The 21137-nt window shown below is 41.6% G+C and carries 23 protein-coding genes and 1 pseudogene; 11 read left to right on the top strand and 13 right to left on the bottom strand.

The window, feature by feature from the left end; all coding sequences use genetic code 11:
• Positions 1–33 precede the first annotated feature (33 nt).
• Genes P20439_RS16710 through cyaY form a run of 6 tightly spaced genes read right to left on the bottom strand, consistent with a single transcriptional unit; the run spans position 34 to position 5874 of the window.
• Positions 34–1143, bottom strand: a complete 1110-nt coding sequence (locus P20439_RS16710) for a heme biosynthesis HemY N-terminal domain-containing protein (RefSeq protein ID WP_008109045.1) — start codon at positions 1141–1143, stop codon at positions 34–36.
• Positions 1140–2978, bottom strand: coding sequence for a uroporphyrinogen-III C-methyltransferase (locus P20439_RS16705; protein ID WP_036934546.1), 1839 nt, complete (start codon positions 2976–2978; stop codon positions 1140–1142). Before P20439_RS16705 ends, P20439_RS16710 begins: the two co-directional genes overlap by 4 nt.
• Positions 2978–3916 (bottom strand): hydroxymethylbilane synthase, encoded by a 939-nt coding sequence (hemC, locus tag P20439_RS16700; protein ID WP_008109042.1) that lies wholly within the window; start codon positions 3914–3916, stop codon positions 2978–2980. Before hemC ends, P20439_RS16705 begins: the two co-directional genes overlap by 1 nt.
• A 58-nt stretch (positions 3917–3974) precedes the next feature.
• Positions 3975–4874, bottom strand: coding sequence for a DUF2914 domain-containing protein (locus tag P20439_RS16695; protein ID WP_008468581.1), 900 nt, complete (start codon positions 4872–4874; stop codon positions 3975–3977).
• A 23-nt stretch (positions 4875–4897) separates the two neighbouring features.
• A complete protein-coding gene (locus P20439_RS16690) occupies positions 4898–5554 on the bottom strand; it encodes an alpha/beta hydrolase (protein ID WP_008109038.1) in 657 nt (218 codons plus the stop codon).
• Positions 5551–5874, bottom strand: coding sequence for an iron donor protein CyaY (gene cyaY, locus P20439_RS16685; RefSeq protein ID WP_008109036.1), 324 nt, complete (start codon positions 5872–5874; stop codon positions 5551–5553). Before cyaY ends, P20439_RS16690 begins: the two co-directional genes overlap by 4 nt.
• A 148-nt stretch (positions 5875–6022) precedes the next feature.
• On the opposite strand from cyaY, the gene P20439_RS16680 reads away from it, so the two are divergent.
• From P20439_RS16680 to P20439_RS16650, 7 genes are all read left to right on the top strand, one after another.
• Entirely contained in the window at positions 6023–6202 is a 180-nt protein-coding gene (locus tag P20439_RS16680; protein ID WP_008468579.1) for a lipoprotein, read from the top strand.
• A complete protein-coding gene (gene lysA / locus P20439_RS16675) occupies positions 6203–7456 on the top strand; it encodes a diaminopimelate decarboxylase (protein WP_008468577.1) in 1254 nt (417 codons plus the stop codon).
• A gap of 64 nt (positions 7457–7520) precedes the next feature.
• Complete coding sequence (gene dapF / locus P20439_RS16670) at positions 7521–8351, top strand: diaminopimelate epimerase (protein WP_008468575.1); 831 nt, start codon at positions 7521–7523, stop codon at positions 8349–8351.
• A complete protein-coding gene (locus tag P20439_RS16665; RefSeq protein ID WP_008468574.1) occupies positions 8348–8959 on the top strand; it encodes a DUF484 family protein in 612 nt (203 codons plus the stop codon). Before dapF ends, P20439_RS16665 begins: the two co-directional genes overlap by 4 nt.
• Positions 8956–9900: a tyrosine recombinase XerC gene (locus P20439_RS16660; RefSeq protein WP_008468572.1), complete on the top strand. Its 945-nt coding sequence runs from the start codon at positions 8956–8958 to the stop codon at positions 9898–9900. The genes P20439_RS16665 and P20439_RS16660 overlap by 4 nt, the downstream gene beginning before the upstream one ends.
• Positions 9901–9910: 10 nt before the next feature.
• Positions 9911–10615, top strand: a complete 705-nt coding sequence (locus tag P20439_RS16655) for an HAD-IA family hydrolase (RefSeq protein ID WP_008468570.1) — start codon at positions 9911–9913, stop codon at positions 10613–10615.
• A 74-nt stretch (positions 10616–10689) separates the two neighbouring features.
• Positions 10690–11049, top strand: a complete 360-nt coding sequence (locus P20439_RS16650) for a HopJ type III effector protein (protein WP_008468568.1) — start codon at positions 10690–10692, stop codon at positions 11047–11049.
• A 14-nt stretch (positions 11050–11063) separates the two neighbouring features.
• Here P20439_RS16650 and P20439_RS16645 read toward each other — a convergent pair whose 3' ends face one another.
• Both P20439_RS16645 and P20439_RS16640 read right to left on the bottom strand, forming a co-directional pair.
• Complete coding sequence (locus P20439_RS16645) at positions 11064–11483, bottom strand: N-acetyltransferase (protein ID WP_008468566.1); 420 nt, start codon at positions 11481–11483, stop codon at positions 11064–11066.
• A 40-nt stretch (positions 11484–11523) separates the two neighbouring features.
• A complete protein-coding gene (locus P20439_RS16640) occupies positions 11524–11829 on the bottom strand; it encodes a DUF6482 family protein (protein ID WP_008109023.1) in 306 nt (101 codons plus the stop codon).
• Positions 11830–11920: 91 nt separating this feature from the next.
• Here P20439_RS16640 and P20439_RS16635 point away from each other — a divergent pair, with 91 nt between their 5' ends.
• The 3 genes from P20439_RS16635 to P20439_RS16625 all read left to right on the top strand — a co-directional run bounded on the left by P20439_RS16635 (position 11921) and on the right by P20439_RS16625 (position 14323).
• Positions 11921–12610 carry a pseudouridine synthase gene (locus P20439_RS16635; RefSeq protein ID WP_008468563.1) on the top strand — a complete coding sequence of 230 codons (690 nt, stop codon included), beginning with the start codon at positions 11921–11923 and terminating at the stop codon, positions 12608–12610.
• 117 nt (positions 12611–12727) lie between these two features.
• Complete coding sequence (locus P20439_RS16630; RefSeq protein WP_008109021.1) at positions 12728–13102, top strand: BlaI/MecI/CopY family transcriptional regulator; 375 nt, start codon at positions 12728–12730, stop codon at positions 13100–13102.
• 9 nt (positions 13103–13111) lie between these two features.
• Entirely contained in the window at positions 13112–14323 is a 1212-nt protein-coding gene (locus P20439_RS16625; RefSeq protein WP_008468561.1) for a TonB family protein, read from the top strand.
• Positions 14324–14398: 75 nt separating this feature from the next.
• Here P20439_RS16625 and P20439_RS16620 read toward each other — a convergent pair.
• Positions 14399–14775: pseudogene (locus P20439_RS16620) on the bottom strand (MAPEG family protein).
• 242 nt (positions 14776–15017) lie between these two features.
• Here P20439_RS16620 and P20439_RS16615 point away from each other — a divergent pair.
• A complete protein-coding gene (locus P20439_RS16615; protein ID WP_008468552.1) occupies positions 15018–15899 on the top strand; it encodes a DMT family transporter in 882 nt (293 codons plus the stop codon).
• 40 nt (positions 15900–15939) lie between these two features.
• On the opposite strand, the gene P20439_RS16610 is transcribed toward P20439_RS16615, so the two are convergent.
• From P20439_RS16610 to P20439_RS16595, 4 genes are all read right to left on the bottom strand, one after another.
• Positions 15940–16257, bottom strand: coding sequence for a multidrug efflux SMR transporter (locus P20439_RS16610; RefSeq protein ID WP_008109014.1), 318 nt, complete (start codon positions 16255–16257; stop codon positions 15940–15942).
• Entirely contained in the window at positions 16257–17789 is a 1533-nt protein-coding gene (locus P20439_RS16605; RefSeq protein ID WP_008109012.1) for a bifunctional GNAT family N-acetyltransferase/carbon-nitrogen hydrolase family protein, read from the bottom strand. Before P20439_RS16605 ends, P20439_RS16610 begins: the two co-directional genes overlap by 1 nt.
• A gap of 88 nt (positions 17790–17877) precedes the next feature.
• Entirely contained in the window at positions 17878–18726 is an 849-nt protein-coding gene (locus tag P20439_RS16600; protein WP_008109010.1) for an MBL fold metallo-hydrolase, read from the bottom strand.
• Between the two features lie 75 nt (positions 18727–18801).
• Positions 18802–21090, bottom strand: a complete 2289-nt coding sequence (locus P20439_RS16595; RefSeq protein ID WP_008468550.1) for a penicillin acylase family protein — start codon at positions 21088–21090, stop codon at positions 18802–18804.
• Positions 21091–21137 lie beyond the last annotated feature (47 nt).

Raw genomic sequence — 21137 nt, 5'->3', positions numbered from 1 at the left:
GCGCTTTTATTATTGATTTATAACTATAATTGATTATTGGTAGAGTACAAGTGCCTTATCTAATTGTGCACTGTGCTTATAGCTTAATATAGCTTGTTGTCGGTATTGTGATTTATTTTCACTATTAAGCGCTTTGTCGAATACTCGCGCAGCTAAATCATAATCACCTTGCGCATTGGCTAAACACGCCAACGCTAATAATAACGCATTATTATGCTCATCTTTTTTTAATCGCTCTTGAATGCTTGATTGCAACTTATAAGCATTACTTGGGGCAGCTTCACTTAAAATACTAGCCAATTGGTCATGTTGTTTATTGTGCTTAAGCAATTTAATTAGCTCATTTTCAATGCTTGCTAATTGCCCGGTTTTGGCCATTTGGGTTAAATAGGCCGTGTACGCATGCGCTTGCAGTTTTTTACCTAAATGTTGGTATTTAGTGGTTAACTCATCACTTGCTTGCGCTGCAAAATAAGCTAAAAACACTTGCTGCCACTGGGTATCACTCAAGGCGTTTTTGCGTAATAAACGCGGTAAAAAGTCTTCAAGCAATTTAAAATGCTGCTGTTGCACTAACACTTCGGTGTACAATTTCAAATCAAACACCGTGGCTTTTTTAGATTCTGCAGCCACCCGTATTTGCGGTTCAATTACACTGCTGTCGCCACTAGCTAACCACAATTTAGCCACTTTAAGTTGTTGCTCTGGGCTAATTTCAAACAAACGCTCAAGCGCTTTATCGGGTTGATTATTTGCCAGTGCCGCTTTTGCTAATAATGCTAAACGTATATCGGTAAATTTAGGTGGCACACTATTGCTTGATAGCGCACTGTCTACTTGCTCGTAATCATCATTAATGAGACTCCACAATGCTTGCTCTATAGCTGCATGTTTACGCTCTTGGCTTCGAGCAAAAAAACCATGCTTAGTGTTTCTGTAAATAGATAAACAATAACGCACTAGCTTGTAAGTTAAATACAAAGCCGCTGCACTCAGTGCTGCCATTATACAAAATGAAACAATCGTGCCTTCTATAGTGGTATTGTTAAATGAAATCAGCACATAACCTTTTTCATCTAACACAAAAGGGGTAATCGCTAGCACCAACACAATCGCGACAATGAAAATAATCAGTCCTATCATTGTGCCCACTCCTTCACTTGCTGAGTGCTTTGCAGTGTTACTTGAGGATTAAAGTTAAGCGATTCTTTTTCAAGATTGGCTAAGGTCTGTATTACCACCTTTGTCGCATCGTCATCTTGCTTAAAGTATTCATTAACCAAACGTTTTGTATCATTCAAAGCGTTAAAATAAATACTTGCTTGCTTACTCATTAATGCGTCTTGCGCCTGGGTAATATTAAGCTTGATACGCTGGGTAATTAAATGGCGCTCTCGGTCAGTTAATAACGGCTCAATTAATACGCCTTCGTGATGGCGAATAGTAATAAAGCTATCGACTATTTTATTCCAGCTATTACGAATATTTTGCTGCCAATCACTAACATCTTCAGAGAGTGCGTTCTCATCACTTATACTCGCCTCTTCAGGCAAATTAACCGCATTAAATACTAAGTCATCAATACGTTTTATTACGCTATTTAATTGTAAATAAATCGCCTCTGTCGCAACCGGTTTAATACTGTCGAGTGTTTGAATATCTTGTGTAATTGCTTGGCGCAACTCAAGCGTACCAGAGTGGTCGCTTAACAATGAATCTAAACGTTTAAGCACGGCACTCGTGCCTGAGTAATCTTGCTCTGCCCACAGTTTAAACTCAGCCATACGTTGCAAGCTGGTCACTTCTTGTGGGTTTAATGTATTACCACTTTGTTGTACCTTTTGTAGCGCGGCTTTTAATGCTTGTTGATTTTTTACAGAATTTTCATTGAGTGCCATAGCGATTTGCTCTTCGCTATTAAGCAGTGCTTGTTGCAAACTGAGCTGCTCAGACTTAAGCGTTTGCAGCTCTTGCTGCAATATCTTATTTTGCTCTGTTAATGCATTTACCGCTAAATTTTGCACTTTACCGGCATTGAGTTTTTGATAAAACTCATAACCCACGCCACTGGCAACAAGCAAGGAAATCACTAACGCAACGCTACCTACTTTACTTACTTTTTGAGGAGTGCTCTGCGTTTGGTTATTCGCTTTTGCAGAGTCACTTTTAGTCGTATTAGAAGTGTTCTTTGCTATTGGCTGTGCTTCTTTTTCTGCTTTTGGCGTCGCTGACTGTTCACTCATTTTGCTACCTTGCTGATTAATGCAGGTAAACATAGCGTGGTCGCTAGCTCCTGCCGCAGTGTGTATATGGGTCGAATTTATTTTTTGTTGCTGTAAATAAGCACCAATGCGCTCACTGGCAACATAAAACTCGCACTGTTGTAACCACGTTAGTTGCGCTGGCGTAATAGTATTAAATATAGCGTCAACTGCAGCATTACTTGTAATGACTATACCGTGTACATTAAGACTTTGCCAGTGGTCTATCCAGTTAGCTGAACTAGGCTCTACCGGCTCACGTTGATACACCACACAATTATTTAAATAAGCACCACGTTGCTTCAAGGTTTTTGCTATTTCAGGTCGCCCGCCAATACCTTTTACCAGCACAATATTACTGCCATCAACGTCAGCCAATGACTTAAGCGCAAGTAACCCCTCAGAGTCATGTTGTTTTGGTAATGCAGCTCGCACACCAAATACTTCATAAATGGTATCAGCTGTTTGTTGGCCCACCCCATAAAACTGCGCTTTGGTATTAATTGCAGGCTTAAGTGCATTTAATGCATGCACCGCATCCTGTGAAACAAAAATAATTTTGTCGGCGTTTACCAACGGGCTTAATTCAACGCTTGTCGGCGTTAAGTAGGTTATTTTTAAAACTGGATATAAAGACGCTTGATAACCCGCTTGCTCAAGTTGCTGTGCAAGGGCTGCGCCTTTTCCTTCGGGCCGAGTTATCAAGATATGTTTCATTATGCGTCTCGATATACGTCAGCTAGAATTTTATCTGCGCCTTGTGCTAATAGTTTTTTAGCCAGCTCTATACCTAACTTTTCAGCATCATCAACGTGACCGCTAATTTCATCGCGTAAAATTTCACTGCCATCAATCGCACCGACTAAACCACGTAAGTGTACTTGCTCACCATCAACCAATGCATACGCACCAATTGGCACTTGGCAGCCTCCTTCTAAATGGCGGTTCATTGCGCGCTCAGCGTTAACGCGAATACGTGTTTCACTATGCTCAAGTGGCGCTAATAATGCTTTTGTCACGGTATCATCTATACGACACTCAATGCCTACAGCGCCTTGGCCATTAGCAGGTAACGACACTTCTGGTTCAATAAAGTCACGAATACGCTCGCCCATCTCTAAACGAATTAGCCCTGCTGCTGCGAGTATAATGGCATCATATTGGCCGCTATCAAGCTTTGCTAAACGTGTATTGACATTGCCGCGTAAGTCACGAATTTCTAAATCCGGACGCAGCGCTCTAATTTGACACTGGCGACGTAAACTTGAAGTCCCCACAATAGCGCCTTGTGGTAGCGCATCAATATTGGCAAAGTTATTTGATACAAACGCATCACGCGGGTCTTCACGCTCACAAATAACGTGCAGTTCTAAATCATCCGGAAACTCTACTGGTACATCTTTCATTGAATGCACAGCAATATCTGCACGGCCATCAAGCATGGCTTGCTCTAGTTCTTTTACAAATAAACCTTTGCCACCAATTTTAGCCAATGGCGTATCTAAAATAATATCGCCCTGAGTCGACATTGGCACGAGCTCTACGCGCACGTCATCATGAAAATGCTCTAGCTGCGCTTTTACAAATTCAGCCTGCCAGAGTGCCAATGCACTTTTACGAGTGGCAATGCGAACTAACTTTGTTTTTTCGGTCATAAAATATCCATTAATAATTACAAGCTTTAGGATTAAAATTTATTCAATCTAAGGCGATTTAATTTGCTAAAACTCTAAATTCTTTTTGAGCGATGAGTAGCCCGTTTTCATCAACTACATCAACGCGCCAATGCCCTATTTGAGTATCCATAATATTTTTAGTTGAGTACGTTCTGTAACGTGGAGAAGTAACCTTAAGTGCCACTGCGGCCATTACTTCACCTTCAAATAGCCACACATGTTTTACCTGCTGGCCCTGTAAATTTTTAAGCTCACTAAAAAATGACAGCGACTCTTCAAATTGATTTAAACGCACATCAGCGGCAAATACGTTAGTTGGCTCACGGTTACTGACACTGCGAGTCAGAACTGCACGACTTATGGTAGCGGTATCTATTTTGGCACCAATGGCCACACTGGCAATATTTGCAGATGCAGCAAATTCTTTTTGCTCAGCGGGTTTTGCACTCACAACGTCAGGGGCTGGAGTGGCTATTGCTGCAATGACTGCTTCTTCAGGCTCAGCTGTGGTCGTTGGCTCTACTTCTTGCTTAATAATATTTTGTTGAACTTCAGGCTCCGATGGTGCCTGTTCAGTAATAGGCGCTGGCATTTGCTCATTGGAGGAAATGGTTTTAGGGTCTGCAATCGCGACACTGCTCACCGGCTCCTCATCAGCATCTGTGGCTTTTTCACTCTCTACTGATGCTGCATTATCATCGCTTAGCGACACAATTGCTGTTTGTTGCTCAGTTAAATCAGACTGCTCATTAGGATGCGGCGTCCCTTGATCAGCATTTACAGCACTAGACAGGCCGTAAATAACCGCTGCAGAGGTCATAATCACCAACATAGAAATACTCACAATCCGACGCCAATGCCACTCATAGCTCACGTTGGGTTTGCTAGTAGATGGTTCGCGTTTTACATTTGCTGTTATTACTATTTTTTGACTCATTTTGACCCTCAGCGGCTCCTAAACTAACTTAAGCGAGAAATTAACCATTGGCGCACAGCTTGTAACTCTTGTGTACAAACCTGATGCCCCATTGGGTATTCTTGCCAACTTACATCCATGTTATGCGTTGATAATACTTCAAACGCACTTCTACCCGCGCTATGCGGTACAACGTCATCTTGGCTACCATGAGCCATAAATATATTTAACTGTGTTTGTTTTGCTTCATCGGCCAATTTATGTGGCACACACATGTAGGTTGACAGCGCCATTACACCAGCCAGTTTTTGCTCTAAACGCGGTGCTAAATGCAGCGATACAACGCCACCTTGCGAAAATCCCGCTAAAATAATTTTACTCGCAGGTATGCCATTGGCAATTTCTTGTGTGATGAGTTGCTCAACTTTCGCTGCTGATTCTCTAACCCCTTGCTCATCGGCGCGTTTATCTAAATCCATAGATTTAATGTCGTACCATGAGCGCATTTGCATACCGCCATTAACTGTAACAGCCTGCATAGGCGCGTGCGGAAAAATAAAACGCACTCCTAACTCAGTAGGTAAATCGAGCTGCGGGGCAACTGGTGCAAAACCATCACCTGAATCACCTAAGCCATGTAGCCAAATCACCGTGGCTTTATGGGCACTTTGTGCCGGGTATTCTACAAACCCTAAACTCATAGCGTTGATTGCCACTTAATTTCTTGACCCGCTTGACGTGTTGACGCTTCATTGATGAAACTCCAAAACTCTGCACCCGAGCGGTTATCAATCCATTGACCATCACGCATTTCAAAATGATGTCCATTGAATTTTGTTGCTACCCATACCTGGTGCAAAGGGGCTTGCTTATTAATCACAATCTTACTGCGATCTGGAAAAATAATTTCTAAAATACCTTGAGCCGATTCATAATCTAAATCTGCTTCACAATCATCAACTTGTTCTTCAATAGTGAACATAAGAGCTTCTGCTAACTGGTGATATTCGTGATCAGTCATCGTTAATTTCCTTTGCAGGCGAGGCGCCTAAATAATGGGTGCATGTTTATAGAGCTAGTGTAACAGGAATAAAATCATCCGCGAATAGCTGCATTTTTTAGATATTCTGTTACTCTGCGATTATAAAGCCAGCAACCGTATTAATCTAATGAAAGCGACATATACCTTACAATTAAAACAACTATTAATCAGCACCGTATTGTTGTGTGCGTTAGCTGGCTGTGGTCAAAGCGGCCCGCTGTACTTACCCGAGCAGCCTACTGAACAAAACCAGTCAACTGACACCCCTAATAAACAAACACCCGTAGAGCAACAACAGGAGCAATAAATGGATTTTTTTAATTATAAAAACAACCAACTATTTGCTGAAGATGTCAGCGTAGCCACTATTGCACAACACTATGGTACGCCGTGTTATGTGTATTCAAGAGCCACGTTTGAACGTCATTATTTAGCGTTTGCTAATGCGGCTAAAGATCACAAAAGCCTAGTGTGTTATGCCGTTAAAGCAAATTCAAATATTGCGGTGTTAAATATATTGGCACGACTTGGTGCGGGTTTTGATATTGTCTCAAAAGGCGAATTAGCTCGGGTGATCAAAGCCGGAGGCGCTGCTAATAAAGTGGTATTTTCTGGGGTTGCTAAAACGGCTGACGAAATTGCTTATGCGTTAGAATTAGGTATTAAATGCTTTAATGTTGAGTCAATCTCAGAGCTTGAGCGCATTTCTGAAGTGGCCTGCGAGCTTAATTTAGACGCGCCAATTTCTATTCGCGTTAACCCCGATATTGATGCCAAAACACATCCATATATTTCTACTGGGCTTAAAGAGAACAAGTTTGGAATTGGTATCGAATCTGCTTTAAGCGTGTATCAACATGCTGCGTCGTTACCTGGCTTAACGATTGTTGGCGTAGATTGCCACATTGGCTCACAGCTTACACAAACCAAACCGTTTTTAGAGGCGCTTGAGAAGCTACTGGCATTAATTGATGAGTTAAAGAATGCAGGTATTGAGCTAAGCCATCTAGATATTGGTGGAGGACTTGGAGTAACCTACGATGATGAGCACCCCCCGCATCCAAGTGAATATGCAGCACAAGTAACGCAACGCCTTGCGAATTACCGTCACCTAGAACTCATTTTTGAACCAGGGCGAGCCATTGCCGCAAACGCGGGGATTTTAGTAACACAAGTTGAGTTTATTAAACAAAACCAAGACAAATATTTTGCGATTGTCGATGCGGGTATGAACGACATGTTGCGCCCATCACTGTATCAAGCATGGCAAAAAATTATTCCTGTATCAGTGCGTGATGACGAAACACCGACCCATAATTACGACGTAGTTGGGCCGGTGTGTGAAACAGGTGACTTTTTAGGTAAAGACCGCCCATTAGCACTCAAACAAGGTGATTTATTAGTACAGCGAAGTGCTGGAGCCTATGGTTTTACTATGAGTTCAAATTATAACTCACGCCCACGGGTTGCTGAAATAATGGTTGATGGTGAGCAACATCACCTTATTCGCGAACGCGAAACTATCGAAAGCCTATACCAAGGTGAGAAAGTTTTACCATAAACGTTTTTGCCAACTAGCTGCTCTGTGGCATGATTAGCACAGAGCAAAACCGAATTAGAGCGCTATGTTAGTTAATTTTTCCAAAATGCACGGCTTAGGTAACGACTTTGTTGTGATTGATAATATTACACAAAACGTTTTTTTATCCCGTGATCAAATCAAAAAGCTGGCCGATCGCCATTTCGGCATTGGGTTTGACCAATTATTGATGGTTGAAGCCCCTTACTCACCGGATCTCGATTTTCACTATCGTATTTTTAACGCTGACGGCCACGAAGTAGAACAATGTGGTAACGGTGCGCGTTGCTTTGCCCGCTTTGTACGCATGAAAGGCTTAACCAATAAACATAAGATTAGCGTGTCGACTAAGTCAGGTAATCTCACCCTGTATATTGAAAAAGACGGTCAAGTAACGGTTAATATGGGCCACCCTAATTTTGAGCCGAGTAAAATTCCACTCAAAGCAACCAAACGTGAGCTGACTTACATTATTCGCGCAGAAGAACATACCGTTTTTAGTGGTGCCGTATCTATGGGCAACCCGCATTGTGTTATGGAAGTAGACGATATAGAAACAGCCCAAGTGGATACCCTAGGCCCATTGCTTGAAAACCATGAACGTTTTCCGCAGCGCGCGAACATTGGCTTTATGCAGGTTATCTCTCAAGAACACATTAAACTCAGAGTATGGGAGCGTGGTGTAAGCGAAACGCTTGCTTGCGGTACCGGCGCGTGTGCCGCCATGGTGATTGGCTTTATCCAAAATAAGCTCACCAGCACAGTACAAGTTGATTTACCCGGCGGTAGCTTACAAGTTCGCTGGAGTGGCGAAGGCCATCCAGTGCGTATGACTGGCCCCGCTGAACATGTATTTGATGGGCAAGTGGCACTATGAGTGAATTAACTAAACAGCAAGTAATAGACTACTTACAACAGCATCCTGATTTTTTAATTAATCAACCTGAGTTATTAGCACAACTTGAGTTACAACAGCAAGTTCAAGGTGCAACTTCGTTAGTGCATATTCAGCAGCGCCAATTACGCGAGCACAATACACAGCTAAAAAATCAAATAGACAGCATGAGCAAAAATGCGACCCAGAATGAACTGGTTTATCGTTTATTTAGCCAATGCCACCGGCAGCTGTGGAGTAATTACGACTTTAATACGCTGGCCAGTAACTTACGTAATATTATTTGTATGAGCCCGACTATTAATGAGTGCAAACTCGTTAGATACGACAGCGCCTTTAAAGAGTTAGTAAAGCACAGACTATCAAATAGTAATCATTATTTAGGCCGTGTAAATCAGCAAGAACGCGACTTACTCTTTAACAATGACACTCAATCGACCGCACTTTATTTAATTGGTGAGCCGAGTAATCCCTACGCAATTTTGGCTTTTGGCAGCCACGATGAAAACCACTTTGAGCCCTCACAAGATAACTTATTTGTATTAGACTTTGTGCGCTCACTGCAAATACGGTTACTGGAACTGGCATGAGCGATAACGCGCCAAATATAAGCGACTTAAGCGATAGCTGGCGTACACCCATTACATTATTTAGTGATTACTTAAAATTTGAACGCCAGTATTCGGCGCACACCGTCAATCAGTATGTCAGCCAATTAGGTTTTGCCGCCTTGTATTTTAATAAGCTATGCGACAATTGGTTCGCGGTACAAAGCGAGCATATTCGCCGTTACAGTATGGCACTGCGGGCAAAACAGTTAAGCGGCAGAACAATCAGCTTAAAATTAAGCTGCATTCGTAGTTTGTATAAATTTTTAAAAGCAAAAAACATTACTGAGCAAGCGCATTACCACAATCCGGCACAGGGTATAAAAGGCCCTAAATTTGCGCGACCTTTACCTAAAAACCTTGATGTTGACCAAATGGCTCGTTTACTCGAAATCCCCGATGATGATCCGCTCGCCATTCGTGATAAAGCCATGATGGAACTGATGTATTCTTCAGGGTTACGTATTAGCGAGTTAGTTGGCACTAACACGCAAGATATAAACACTCGTAGCGGTGAAATATTAGTGCGAGGTAAAGGCGCAAAAGAACGCCTAATACCGGTTGGCTCTAAAGCACTTGAGGCATTAAAAAACTGGCTGGCAGTTCGCCCACTGTATATGGGTGCAGATGAACATGCGGTATTTTTAAGTAGCAAAAAAAACCGTATCTCTGTACGCCAAGTTCGTTTGCGTATGCAAGAATGGGGTATTAAACAAGGTATTAGCTCGCAAGTTCATCCACATAAATTGCGCCACTCATTTGCATCGCATATTTTAGAGTCTTCTGGCGATTTACGAGCAGTCCAAGAGCTATTAGGCCACAGTAGTTTATCTGCAACCCAAGTTTATACCCATTTAGATTTTCAGCACTTAGCTAAGGTGTACGATAACACCCACCCACGTGCTAAAAAAAGAACTGATTAGAGCAGCAACCATGATCCGATTTAATCGCGCAATTTCTCCTTTTTCTGTGCTGAGTTTTGACTTAGACGACACCTTGTACGATAACCGACCCATCATAACGGCGGCAGTTCAAGCGCAGCATGATTACTTAAACGCCTTGCCAGGTTATCGTCAACAAGGAGCTCAATTTTGGCAACAATGCCGTGAGCTCGCGGCGTTAAAGCAGCCAGAGCTTATTGATGATGTCACTCAATGGCGTAAGCATACCTTGCGCTTAGTATTGTCTGAATTAGGTTTTAAAGGTGATGAAATAGAGCATCATGCAAATAAGGCGTATCAAGCATTTGCTGATGAGCGAAGCAATATTACGGTGAGCGAAGACGTACTAATATTGCTTGATAAACTAAGTCAACACTACAAATTGATTGCCATTACTAACGGTAATGTAGAGGTTGATCGATTTAATTTAAAAGATAAGTTTGAACTGGTGTTACAAGCTGGCTTGCATGGTAAAGCCAAACCACACACAACATTATTTGATCAAGCCGCAACACATTTACGTATCAAAAACAGCGATATTTTGCACATAGGTGATAGCCTTGATAGCGATGTGCAAGGTGCTAACAACGCTGGCTGTCAGTCTGTATGGCTGAATAATCAAGAACAAACTTATGCCTACAAAGGGCTGGCTGATATTGAAATAACCAACATTCATGCATTAACCCATTTAATATAACCTATGCTTGTTTTACTAATAAGATAGGTTAGAGTTAGTTAATTAACGACATATTATAATAACAAGGACAGCGTATGACGCTCACAGATTACTTAACAACGCTCGCAGATGAGCCTAAAAGTATTAGCTTTGCTGATACTATGGCCGTTATTGATGAGCACTATACTTTTACAGCATGCAGTTTCAGTAACCATGGGTTATTAAGTTCTGCGAGTGAAAATAACGGTTCGTGCAAAATTTTTGCATTTGCTAAGCTCAACGGTCTTAGCAAACAAAATACCTTAGATTGCTTTGGTAAATTTTACCGTGAAGATGTACTAAACAACCCAAATGCCGATGACCACATGAATATTCGTACGTTTATGTTAGCGCCGGAGGCGACACCATTTTTAGGCATTAGCTTTGATGGCACGCCTTTAACCACAAAAAAATAACGCTTAAAACAGCGTTATTTAGCCACTATTAGCGGTTTTTCCATAAAGTAACGCGCACCGCTAAGCGGGTAATTGTTAAGTTGATATTTAACCTGATAACCGCGCTTTTCATAGAAAGGTTTGGCTTGAAAGTCTAAGGTGTCAAGCTGAGCCTGAACCGCGCCCAGTTCAATTGCCGCGTGTTCTAATGACATTAGTAACGAATCAGCCAAGCCATTGCCTCGTGCGGATTCATCGCACCACAACCAACTTATTAGCAGCCAATTGCCAAATACATGACCGCTTATACCGGCAACTAATTCATTCTGTTTGTTGAGATATTTAAAGCCAAGAGCTTGGCGCTCTGCGTCGAAGTGTTGAGCATTAAACTCAAGCATATTAGCGCGCAGTGCTTGGTTTAATTGCTCAGTATTATCAGCATGCAATAGGTACATTGGGCGTTCCAAATAGACCTATTTTAGCAAATACCTGATGTTAAAACAGGTTATTTTGTCCAAAGGGAACTTCAAGCATATTGCTAGAAATTTTTTCCGGCTGACCACACATTTCATCATAAGCGCTGGTATGCCTGAGCATCATTTGCGCATAAGCAATGTCTTCAAAGCGTTTTTGAATATGTAATGGGCTAACTGCCTTTACAAATTCACCATCACTTTCTTGTACATAGTATTCAACATTATTAATGACAACAGACACTTGATACAAGGCCATTTCCAGTGAATGAACCACCACTTTTTGTAATGGCTGATGCTTTTTTAATTCTGAAAATTGAATACCCATATTAACCTACCTACTGTTAAATTAACTGTCCAAGTAATCAATACGCAGCTTTGCTATAATCGCGATCAGATTTTTTTAATTACGCGCTATCATGGATACAAAAATTCGACTCGCAAAGTACATAGCGCATGCCGGCGTATGCTCTCGCAAACAGGCCTCACGTTTCATTGATGAAGGCGTTGTCATCGTTAATAATCGCCAAGCTAATCATATCGATCATGTGGACGAAAACGACAGTGTTATCGTTAATGGTCACGCCATTAAAGGCCCTGCCGATTTAGTGTACTTTGCCTACCACAAACCGGTAGGAATTGACTGCAAACTCAATCAACACGACCCAAGTAGCCTTATTCATCATTTGCCGCAACTTACCCGTGTTTACCCTATTGGTCGCCTAGATAAAGACTCGCGCGGATTGCTTATTTTGACCAATGATGGGGATTTTTGTAATCAGCTGATCCACCCTGACTTTCATCAGCCTAAGCGCTATTTAGTAACCGTCAATAAACCATTAGACGCGCATTTTTGTGAAAAAATGGCTGCAGGCGTCCCTGTCGATAAGCAAATGACTTTGCCGTGTGAGGTGACTAAAATCACTGACAATCAGTTTAGTATTATTTTAAAACAAGGACTGAATCGACAAATTCGTAAAATGGCGCATTACTGTGGTTACAAAGTGATTGATTTATACCGCGTACAAATAAGTGAATTAGTGTTAGATCATTTAAATTTACCTGAAAACCAGTTTATAAAAATTAATAAAAGCGACATTTTAGGCTAACAAGCTCACGCTACCCCCACCCCCTCACTTTAATGCGATTAAAAAATACAAAATAAACTTGCAAAAGTAGATTACAGGTGTAGTCTTAAATTAAAGATTACATTTGTAGGCAATGAAATGATCGAATTATCCAAAGCAGAATTTGAAGTACTCGATGCGCTATGGATTAGCTACCCCGCTAATGCCAGCCAAATTATTGAGCGCTTGAGTGATGATAAACAATGGCACGAAAAAACCATTAAAACCTTATTAGGTCGATTAGTTAAAAAAGGGGCGCTTAGTTTCGAAAAAGAAGGCCGCCAATATATTTACACCCCCTGTATAGAGCGTGCTGATTACACCCTAAAAGAAAGCCAAAACTTTATTGAGCGCTTTTTTAGTGGCCGTATAGCCCCGTTGGTAAGTGGTTTTGCAAAATCAGAAAAACTCTCTCAACAAGATATAAACGAGCTTAAAAAAGTCATAGATGACTGGGAAAAAAACCAAAAGTAGGGGGTTCGCATGGTTATTCAAGCAAGCTTTAATTGGCTAATAGAACAGCAATTATTATTAAGCATTTTGTTTATAGGGTTTGTTTTACTTGAGCGCTTTGGCTTAAAAGCAATTGGTTCGCAGTTTATTTATAAATTAGCGTGGTTAATACCAGTCTCGCTGCTTATCGCTAATTTACCCAATGCAATTAGACCATTACAAAACAGTCCAATTGGTCATTATATCATTACTCCTAATCAACCATTGATAAGCAGTATTAGTATTAACTGGGCGCTACTGTATGTGGTTATTACGGCGCTACTAGTAATCGTCACTTGGATTATTCATCGCCGATTTGTAAACCACCTGCAGCTTTCTGAAGTAACACATTTGCAAACAGTAATAAGGTCGGGGGTAAAAACCTTTACTAGCCATCAAGTGGCAACACCTATGGTAATTGGGGTACTAAATAGCAAGCTAGTTTTACCACACAACTACAATACTCTGTTTGATAAGGCCACATTGGCGCTTATTTTAGAGCACGAAAATGTGCATATAAAACGAAAAGATAACCTAACAAATGCGCTGCTATTACTGGCTACAATTTTAATGTGGTTTAACCCTTTGGCTTGGATGGCATACGCAAGCATTCGCCGCTTACAAGAGCTGACTTGTGATGAACGGGTACTAAGTAATAAAACCACACAGCAGCAGATTTTATATAGCAAAGCCTTAGTAAACTGCGCTGCCAATGCACCAGCGGGTCTGATGGCTTATTCACACTACGGAGATAAAAAAACCATGTTACAACGACTTACTAATATCAAACATAATGGCGCACATTCACGCCTTGCAAAAGGGAGCTTGTTACTTATCACTGCGAGTTTACTCAGTGGCTTAGCAATTGCAAAACAACCTGAAGTATCAGCTAACAAAGGAACATCTATTGCTCCCGTAATGCGAATCGAACCGCTTTATCCTAAGCAAGCAGCAGAACAAGGCATTAGTGGTTCAGTGGTATTAAAATACGACATAACCCCAGCAGGCGAAACAGCTAACATTACTGTTGTAAAAGCTGAACCAGAAGCAGTCTTTAACAAAGAGGCAAAAAAAGCACTGATGCAATGGCAGTATACGCCTTCATCAATGGGGCAACAGAACGTACTGATACAACTTGACTTTGCAATCAATAGTGCAGTTGCAAAAAGTGATTTAATAGAGCGAATTAAAGTATCGCATTAATAAAAATGAGTGTTTAAGACTATAAAGCAAGCACCCTTTTAGGCTGCTTGCTTTGTGGTTTTTTGCTTATTAACGTTACAAACTGACAGCGATCATGCCAATAGCGGTTCCTATTCCCACCAGCCAAGTGAACGATCGAATAATATCGAGGTTTAAGTAATAAAAAACACAAAATAAAATACGCGCAACAATATGCGTCATCGCTAAAGTTTCGGTTACGGCATTAACATTATTAGTGCCTAATACCACCGCCAAAGCAACGCCAAATACCGCTAGCGACTCAAAACAGTTTTGATGCGCAGCCAACGCCCGAGCCCTGTGAGCTGTGTTTGTTGTTGGCGCGGGTGTTTATTATCGTAACCACCGAGCTTATTCATTTCTATAATCGCTGGTATTCTCGCAACATAAGGCATGATCACTGCCATTAAGGCGCAAACCAATAAAGTTGTCATTATCATTCTCAAGTTATTATTTATAACTCAAAATAACACAGCACATAGAAAAAAGCCGCCAAATATAAATAACCTGAGTTCTGGCGGCTAGCAGTAACATCCCAGACACTATAGCCGATTTAAGCAGTGCGTCACTGTGGCAAATTGTCGCAGGTGATGAATATTCATTATGCCTTTTTGATGGTCGCTTTCATGTCACAGTACTGCTAAATTACTCCTCCACTTATTGTATGTTGTTTAAGATGATTTGGATTTTACTGACTATTTTTGCTGCATTTATGCAGTCATGGCGCAATGCTCTGCAAAGTAAATTAAGCACTCATGTGAGCATTGCTGGCGTTACTCTAGCCCGCTTTATTGTCGCAAGCCCTATTGCTGGGCTGTATTTATATGCGCTTTATTATTACCAAGATGCACCCTTTCCTTCATTTAACCCTTTATTTATTAGCTACATTATTGGTGCCAGCATAGTGCAAATTATTGCCACGGGGCTCATGGTTAAATTATTTAAAATGAATAATTTTGCTGTAGGTGCCGGCCTCGCTAAAAGCGAAGCGCTTATGGCGGCCATACTCGGGCTATTGTTTTTTGGCTCAACGCTGTCATTACTTGGTTGGCTGGGCGTATTTATTGGTGCAATTGCGGTATTACTATTAAGTGGTATTGCCAATGTAAAACACTTTAGCTTAAAAACAGCATTAACAGGACTTGCCTGCGGTACCGCCTTTGCGTTGTCATCATCGTGGATCAGAGAAGCCAGCTTGAGTTCGGGGATTGCTTTTCCGTATGCGCCTGCATGGGTTTTATTGCTTGTTATTAGTTTACAAACACTAATGCTGTGTATTTATATTGCCTTAAAGGAACGCGATACATTTCAAGCTATGCTTCAGCATAAGGGTATGACTTGTACGGTGAGTATATTTAGTTGCTTGGGGTCAATAGGTTGGTTTAGCGCAATGAGCTTACAACATGTAGCCTATGTAAAAACGCTCGGCCAGATAGAGGTATTTTTTACGATGTTAATTGCCGTTTTATGGTTAAAACAACCACTAAAACGCCAAGACAGCGCAGGGCTATTACTGATTGCAGTGGCTGCCATATTGGTTATGCTGCCGAGCAGCTAAAAAAAAGCGCAGCTATAAAGCTGCGCTTGTTTTTTAATAACTAATGACTAATTTTTAGGGTGATCACACCACAAATAATCATTAACACACCAGCAATACGACCAAACGTAGCGGCATCACCGTAAAATAATATACCCACTAAAAACGTACCAGCGGCCCCAATACCTGTCCACACCGCATATGACGTACCCATAGATATTTGCTTTTGCGCTAACCACAGCATAAAGCCACTCGCGACCATAAATGCAACGGCAACTGCTATACCCTGCCAACGAGTTTCAGGGGTTTGAGAGATTTTTAACCCTATAGGCCAACCAATCTCAAGTAACCCTGCAATAATTAAATACATCCACGCCATTAAACATCTCTCTTTTTCAATATCACTTCATACAAATCGTGACGGCGATCTTTTAAGTTACGCACTGTCCCTTCACTGTGAAGAATTTTTAACTTATCCATATCTAAGTCGCTAAATAATAACATTTCTGTATTGGTGGTGGCTTCATTTAGTGTCGCATCATGTGGAAATGAAAAGTCCGATGGGGTTAGTACTGCCGACTGTGAAAACTGCACATCTAAGCTTTCTACTTCAGGTAAGTTACCCACAGAGCCTGCAATAACCACATAACATTCGTTTTCAATGGCACGTGCTTGGGCACAATGGCGTACACGCAAGTAACTATTTTTGGTGTCGGTCCAAAATGGCACAAATAAAATATCCAAACCTTGGGTGGCCAAAATACGTGACAACTCAGGAAACTCAACATCGTAACAAATTTGAATACCAACCCGGCCTGCATCTGTATCGAATACAGCAATTTTATCGCCGCCTTGAATAACCCAGTCATTATGTTCATGTGGGGTAATATGAATTTTACGTTGCTCGTCTATTTTGCCGCTGCGGTGGCATAAATAACTAACGTTATATATTTTATCGTCTTCGGCAAGCGGCATTGAGCCGGTAATAATGTTGGCGTTGTATTCTATCGCCATACGCGACATGGCGTTTTTAAAGGTTTCTGTGTATTCGGCTAAATAACGAATTGCCTCAGTTTGATTACTTTGCTCGGTTAATCCCATTAGTGGCGCATTAAAAAACTCCGGGAATAAAATAAAATCGCTTTTGTAATCAGATACCGTATCAACAAAGTATTCAACTTGCTTAAGCATTTCTTCTACGGATTCAACACAGCGCATTTGCCACTGCACAGCCCCTACCCGCACGATTGATTTAGTTGACTCAATAACGGTGTCGGTTGGCTCATACATAATGTTATTCCACTCAAGTAATGTGGCATAACCGACCGATTCCTGATCTTCAGGTAAGTATTTTTTCAATAATCGTTTAACCTGAAAGTCATTAGCTAATTGAAAGCTGAGTATGGGATCGTATAACTCTTTTTGATCGACCTTTGCAATGTATTCCATTGGGGTCATTTCACTACTGTGATTGTAATAACGCGGAATACGCCCCCCCGCCAAAATAGCGCGTAAATTATACTGACGACACAATTCTTTTCGCGCATCATATAAACGACGCCCTAAACGCATGCCACGGTATTGCTCACTAATGGCAACATCTAAACCGTATAAAGCATCCCCTGTGGTGTCGCTAAATACACGGTCGTGGCCGTCGGCAATATCTTCATAGGTATGCGGGTTTGAAAAACGCGCATAATCTACCTGTACACTCAGCGCTAAACCCACCAGCACGCCGTCATCCACAATACCTATTTGCCCTTCAGGGAACTGATCGATGAGTCTAAAAATAGTATGGCTTGGCCATGCGCCGCCTAGGTCGGGGTAAGCTTCGTCCATCAAGGTTTTAATTTGTGGGTATTGCTCTCGGGTTAAGTTACAAATTTCAAGATGGGTTTTTTCTGCCGACATACGCAACTCCTTGGGGCATGTAAGAATCAAAAAAGCTGAACACATGCTCAGCTTTATTAGGTTTATGCGTTTTTATTCGCGCTGTGCGCTACTTTAAACTGCGATAAAAAAGTGTGGTTACGCGCTCTTTAGGTAACCAATTTGCATATTCAAGGCCAAGTTCTGACAATGGGTCTGCTTTAAGTACCTGCTCTAAACTGGCGTCATTTTGCATTGCTTTTAGCATAACATCTTTCGCTTTTTGCACCAGCTTACGATACGTTATCAGTCCTGAACGGTCACTTAGTGGGCCATGACCGGGAATAACTTGGGTTTTATCATCAATCTGATTAATAACATCATCAACCGCCGCTAATACACCGTCAACACTGCCACCACTGTCTACATCAACAAACGGGAGGCTACCAAAGTTAAAATAAATGTCTCCCATATGCACAATATTATCATTATTGAAAAAAATCACCGCATCGCCATCGGTGTGAGCATGTTGATAATGCACAACATGCGCTTGCTCATTATTAAAGTGCAGTGTTAAATCATGACCAAAACTAATCCGTGGTAGGTAATCAGACCCTTCGCCATGTTTTTCTTTTAAGCGTTTATGTACATTATTGTGGGCAATAACATGAGCACCGGCTTTAGCAAAATTTTCGTTACCCCCGGTGTGATCGCCATGATGGTGGGTGTTAATTACAAACTCAGCACTGCCAGGTTTTAAATCGCTAATGGTTTTTTTAATATCGTCTGAGAGTTTGGCAAACTGATCATCAATAATATATATGCCATCATCCCCTACGCTGGCGGCAATGTTACCGCCTTGTCCATATAGAACATACACATGTTCGCTCAGCTGCTTAGCTGAAACTGGGTTGTCATCCGCTGCCGCGTAGTTACTTAGTAGTAAAGTCGTTATTAATGCCGGTAGTAATTTTTTCATTGTTGTAACCCTATAATTAATAATCATGGTTATAAAACGTGGTAGCGACTTATTTAGCTCACTCTGCACCCAAAGCTAGTCGCTCATCGGCACTATTTCAATTTGATGCATGAATGTTTGCGGTAACAATGGGGTGTGCTTACCCTCTACATATTCATCAAAGCCAGCTCGATAAAATTCAGAAAGTGGGTGACCTGATTGCCCACCTGGCACAGTTAAAATAGCACTTTCTAAATGTCCAGGTTGGGCAATAAATCGCTGTGATGCACCAAAACCGCGTTTTTGCACCGCTGGCATATAACTATCACCAAACCCCGGCGCTGTTGGCATGTTAAGTAACTTACTCAGCATCGGTATTTGTTTAGCAAATGGGTGTTCAATTGTTAATTCGTTTACTTTACCCCATTGCCAGTTTTGAATGTTGTTACCAAACTTTGTTGTTAACTGTGCGAGAGTTTGCTCAAAGGCTCCCTGTAATTGTTGCTCCCAATTAGTAAACTGCGGATTAACCCAACTTGTTGGCTGCGCCTTTATTAACTGCCAAACAGCGGGCTCTAAATCACGTTTCACATATTTTAATGTGCCATCTTGCTGGTTGAGTGTTGTCTCAATACTGCTAAATAAAATATTTATCAATTCATCACGATACGTCTTTACTAAGGTATACCCTATTGATTGCGGGCAAGCGCATTGCTGCCAGTTTTCGAGGGCATTTATGTGATCTTTATAACGCGCGGGCTGCTTTTTTAACTGCTCAAGCAATAAGGCATGCCAAGGCATTAAAAATCGTGCTTGGTTATCTAACTGCAACTGATAAAAATCACTTTCATTAAAGCGTTGTTTTTCAAATAGCCTATCGCGAATTTGCGTTGCACGGGCTCCAAGCGCATAGCCGCCATTACCAAAACGTGCATTATCCTCAGCAGAAACCACTCGCGAATTCCCTGTCCATAGGCGCCCACTCTGAGGGTTTTTAACAAACGGGCGAATAACTTCATTTTGCTGCCAAGTTGCTGAATACTCATTTTCATTAATGGCTAACTCACTGGGTGCTGTTCGCGCAGGAATACCACCCATGTGTTTCCAAGCGGCACTGCCTTGGCTATCTACCACCATTAAGTTTTGTACTGGAATACCCACGTTACTTGCAATGTTAAGGGCATCATCCACTGTTTCAGCCTGCTCAAGCTGCAACAATTGCATATCAACGGCATACGGCTGATGCGCTGCCCAACTTAATGCATAAGGCTGATTGTTGATGTATTTAACAGGGCCATACTCGCTTAGCGTTAATGGATAGGTTTCACTGTTGCCATTAGGTAAGGCAATCACTTCATTTACTTGCCACGTTTTACTGCTATCAGTTAATGCCACCCAGTCGGCTGTATCTATATAACCATTAGTAAATCCCCATGCAATTTTATTATTACTGCCAACCACAATGGCAGGCGCCCCTGGTAACGAAACACCGGTTACTTGATAAGCTTGATTGTCATGGGTGTAATTAAGTTGTGCGCGATACCAAATAACCGGCACCGCCATTGATAAATGCATATCATCTGAAAGCATCGCAGCTTGGGTATTAGTTAAGTCTGCGGTTACTGCCCAGTTATTACTGCCTACTTCTAAATTAGCGGTAATAGTTTTAATCGCCGCTAATGACTGCGTTGGTAACTGGGGTATAGTTTGGGTATAAGGTGTTAAAACACTGCCATCTAATGCTGCTTGGTATTGGCTTGGTTGAGTTAAAAATTCAACCATTTTTGCGCCGTATTGCTGCTGTATTTGAATTAAAGCTTGGTCGCGTTCAAAGGTGGCGGTTTGTAAGTCTAGGTACATGCTAAAAATAACTAACAGGCTATCTTCACTTTGCCATGGCTGTTGCTCAGCCCCTGTGAGTAAGTATTCAAAGCTTGGGTACCCTACTTGCGCAAGTCCTTCGTTTACTCCTTGAGCATAACTTTTTAGTAGTTGCTTATCGGCTTCAGGGAGAGTTTTTAAAATAGCTTGGCTACGTTTACGTAATTGATGAAAGCGCATTTTTTTATCAAGAGCAAGCGCAGCTTTACCAAATAGCTCACTGAGCTCACCAGCGGCATTACGTCTAAGTAAATCCATTTGAAAAAAGCGGTCTTGCCCGTGGGCATAACCTAAGCCATAGGCAGCTTCGTGGCGAGTTGCTGCAGTAATAACAGCTTGGCCAAGGGTATCTCGAGCAACTTTAACAGGCTGTGTCACCGCATCGCTTCGACCTTTACCATCAAGGGTAGGTAAACTTAAGGTCAAAACGCCGTAAACAATGGCAGTACCAGCGAGCGCTAAAACCACAACAACCAATAGCAACCGCTTGATTACTTTAAACATAAACATACCCTGCAACTATTTCAATAAACTATTATTAGCATATATTC

The organism is Pseudoalteromonas sp. BSi20439, from assembly GCF_000241165.1.
Classification (GTDB): Bacteria; Pseudomonadota; Gammaproteobacteria; order Enterobacterales; family Alteromonadaceae; genus Pseudoalteromonas.
This window is presented reverse-complemented; position numbering and strand designations above follow the sequence as displayed.

Coding starts and splice junctions, on each gene's coding strand:
- P20439_RS16655 (WP_008468570.1), top strand. CDS start 9,911: ATGATCCGATTTAATCGCGCAATTTCTCCTTTTTCTGTGCTGAGTTTT.
- P20439_RS16645 (WP_008468566.1), bottom strand. CDS start 11,483: ATGTACCTATTGCATGCTGATAATACTGAGCAATTAAACCAAGCACTG.
- P20439_RS16630 (WP_008109021.1), top strand. CDS start 12,728: ATGATCGAATTATCCAAAGCAGAATTTGAAGTACTCGATGCGCTATGG.
- P20439_RS16605 (WP_008109012.1), bottom strand. CDS start 17,789: ATGTCGGCAGAAAAAACCCATCTTGAAATTTGTAACTTAACCCGAGAG.
- P20439_RS16695 (WP_008468581.1), bottom strand. CDS start 4,874: ATGAGTCAAAAAATAGTAATAACAGCAAATGTAAAACGCGAACCATCT.
- P20439_RS16690 (WP_008109038.1), bottom strand. CDS start 5,554: ATGAGTTTAGGGTTTGTAGAATACCCGGCACAAAGTGCCCATAAAGCC.
- P20439_RS16680 (WP_008468579.1), top strand. CDS start 6,023: ATGAAAGCGACATATACCTTACAATTAAAACAACTATTAATCAGCACC.
- P20439_RS16615 (WP_008468552.1), top strand. CDS start 15,018: ATGATTTGGATTTTACTGACTATTTTTGCTGCATTTATGCAGTCATGG.
- P20439_RS16665 (WP_008468574.1), top strand. CDS start 8,348: ATGAGTGAATTAACTAAACAGCAAGTAATAGACTACTTACAACAGCAT.
- P20439_RS16600 (WP_008109010.1), bottom strand. CDS start 18,726: ATGAAAAAATTACTACCGGCATTAATAACGACTTTACTACTAAGTAAC.
- P20439_RS16610 (WP_008109014.1), bottom strand. CDS start 16,257: ATGGCGTGGATGTATTTAATTATTGCAGGGTTACTTGAGATTGGTTGG.
- P20439_RS16640 (WP_008109023.1), bottom strand. CDS start 11,829: ATGGGTATTCAATTTTCAGAATTAAAAAAGCATCAGCCATTACAAAAA.
- P20439_RS16660 (WP_008468572.1), top strand. CDS start 8,956: ATGAGCGATAACGCGCCAAATATAAGCGACTTAAGCGATAGCTGGCGT.
- P20439_RS16705 (WP_036934546.1), bottom strand. CDS start 2,978: ATGAAACATATCTTGATAACTCGGCCCGAAGGAAAAGGCGCAGCCCTT.
- cyaY (WP_008109036.1), bottom strand. CDS start 5,874: ATGACTGATCACGAATATCACCAGTTAGCAGAAGCTCTTATGTTCACT.
- P20439_RS16595 (WP_008468550.1), bottom strand. CDS start 21,090: ATGTTTAAAGTAATCAAGCGGTTGCTATTGGTTGTTGTGGTTTTAGCG.
- P20439_RS16635 (WP_008468563.1), top strand. CDS start 11,921: ATGGATACAAAAATTCGACTCGCAAAGTACATAGCGCATGCCGGCGTA.
- P20439_RS16650 (WP_008468568.1), top strand. CDS start 10,690: ATGACGCTCACAGATTACTTAACAACGCTCGCAGATGAGCCTAAAAGT.
- lysA (WP_008468577.1), top strand. CDS start 6,203: ATGGATTTTTTTAATTATAAAAACAACCAACTATTTGCTGAAGATGTC.
- P20439_RS16625 (WP_008468561.1), top strand. CDS start 13,112: ATGGTTATTCAAGCAAGCTTTAATTGGCTAATAGAACAGCAATTATTA.
- P20439_RS16710 (WP_008109045.1), bottom strand. CDS start 1,143: ATGATAGGACTGATTATTTTCATTGTCGCGATTGTGTTGGTGCTAGCG.
- hemC (WP_008109042.1), bottom strand. CDS start 3,916: ATGACCGAAAAAACAAAGTTAGTTCGCATTGCCACTCGTAAAAGTGCA.
- dapF (WP_008468575.1), top strand. CDS start 7,521: ATGTTAGTTAATTTTTCCAAAATGCACGGCTTAGGTAACGACTTTGTT.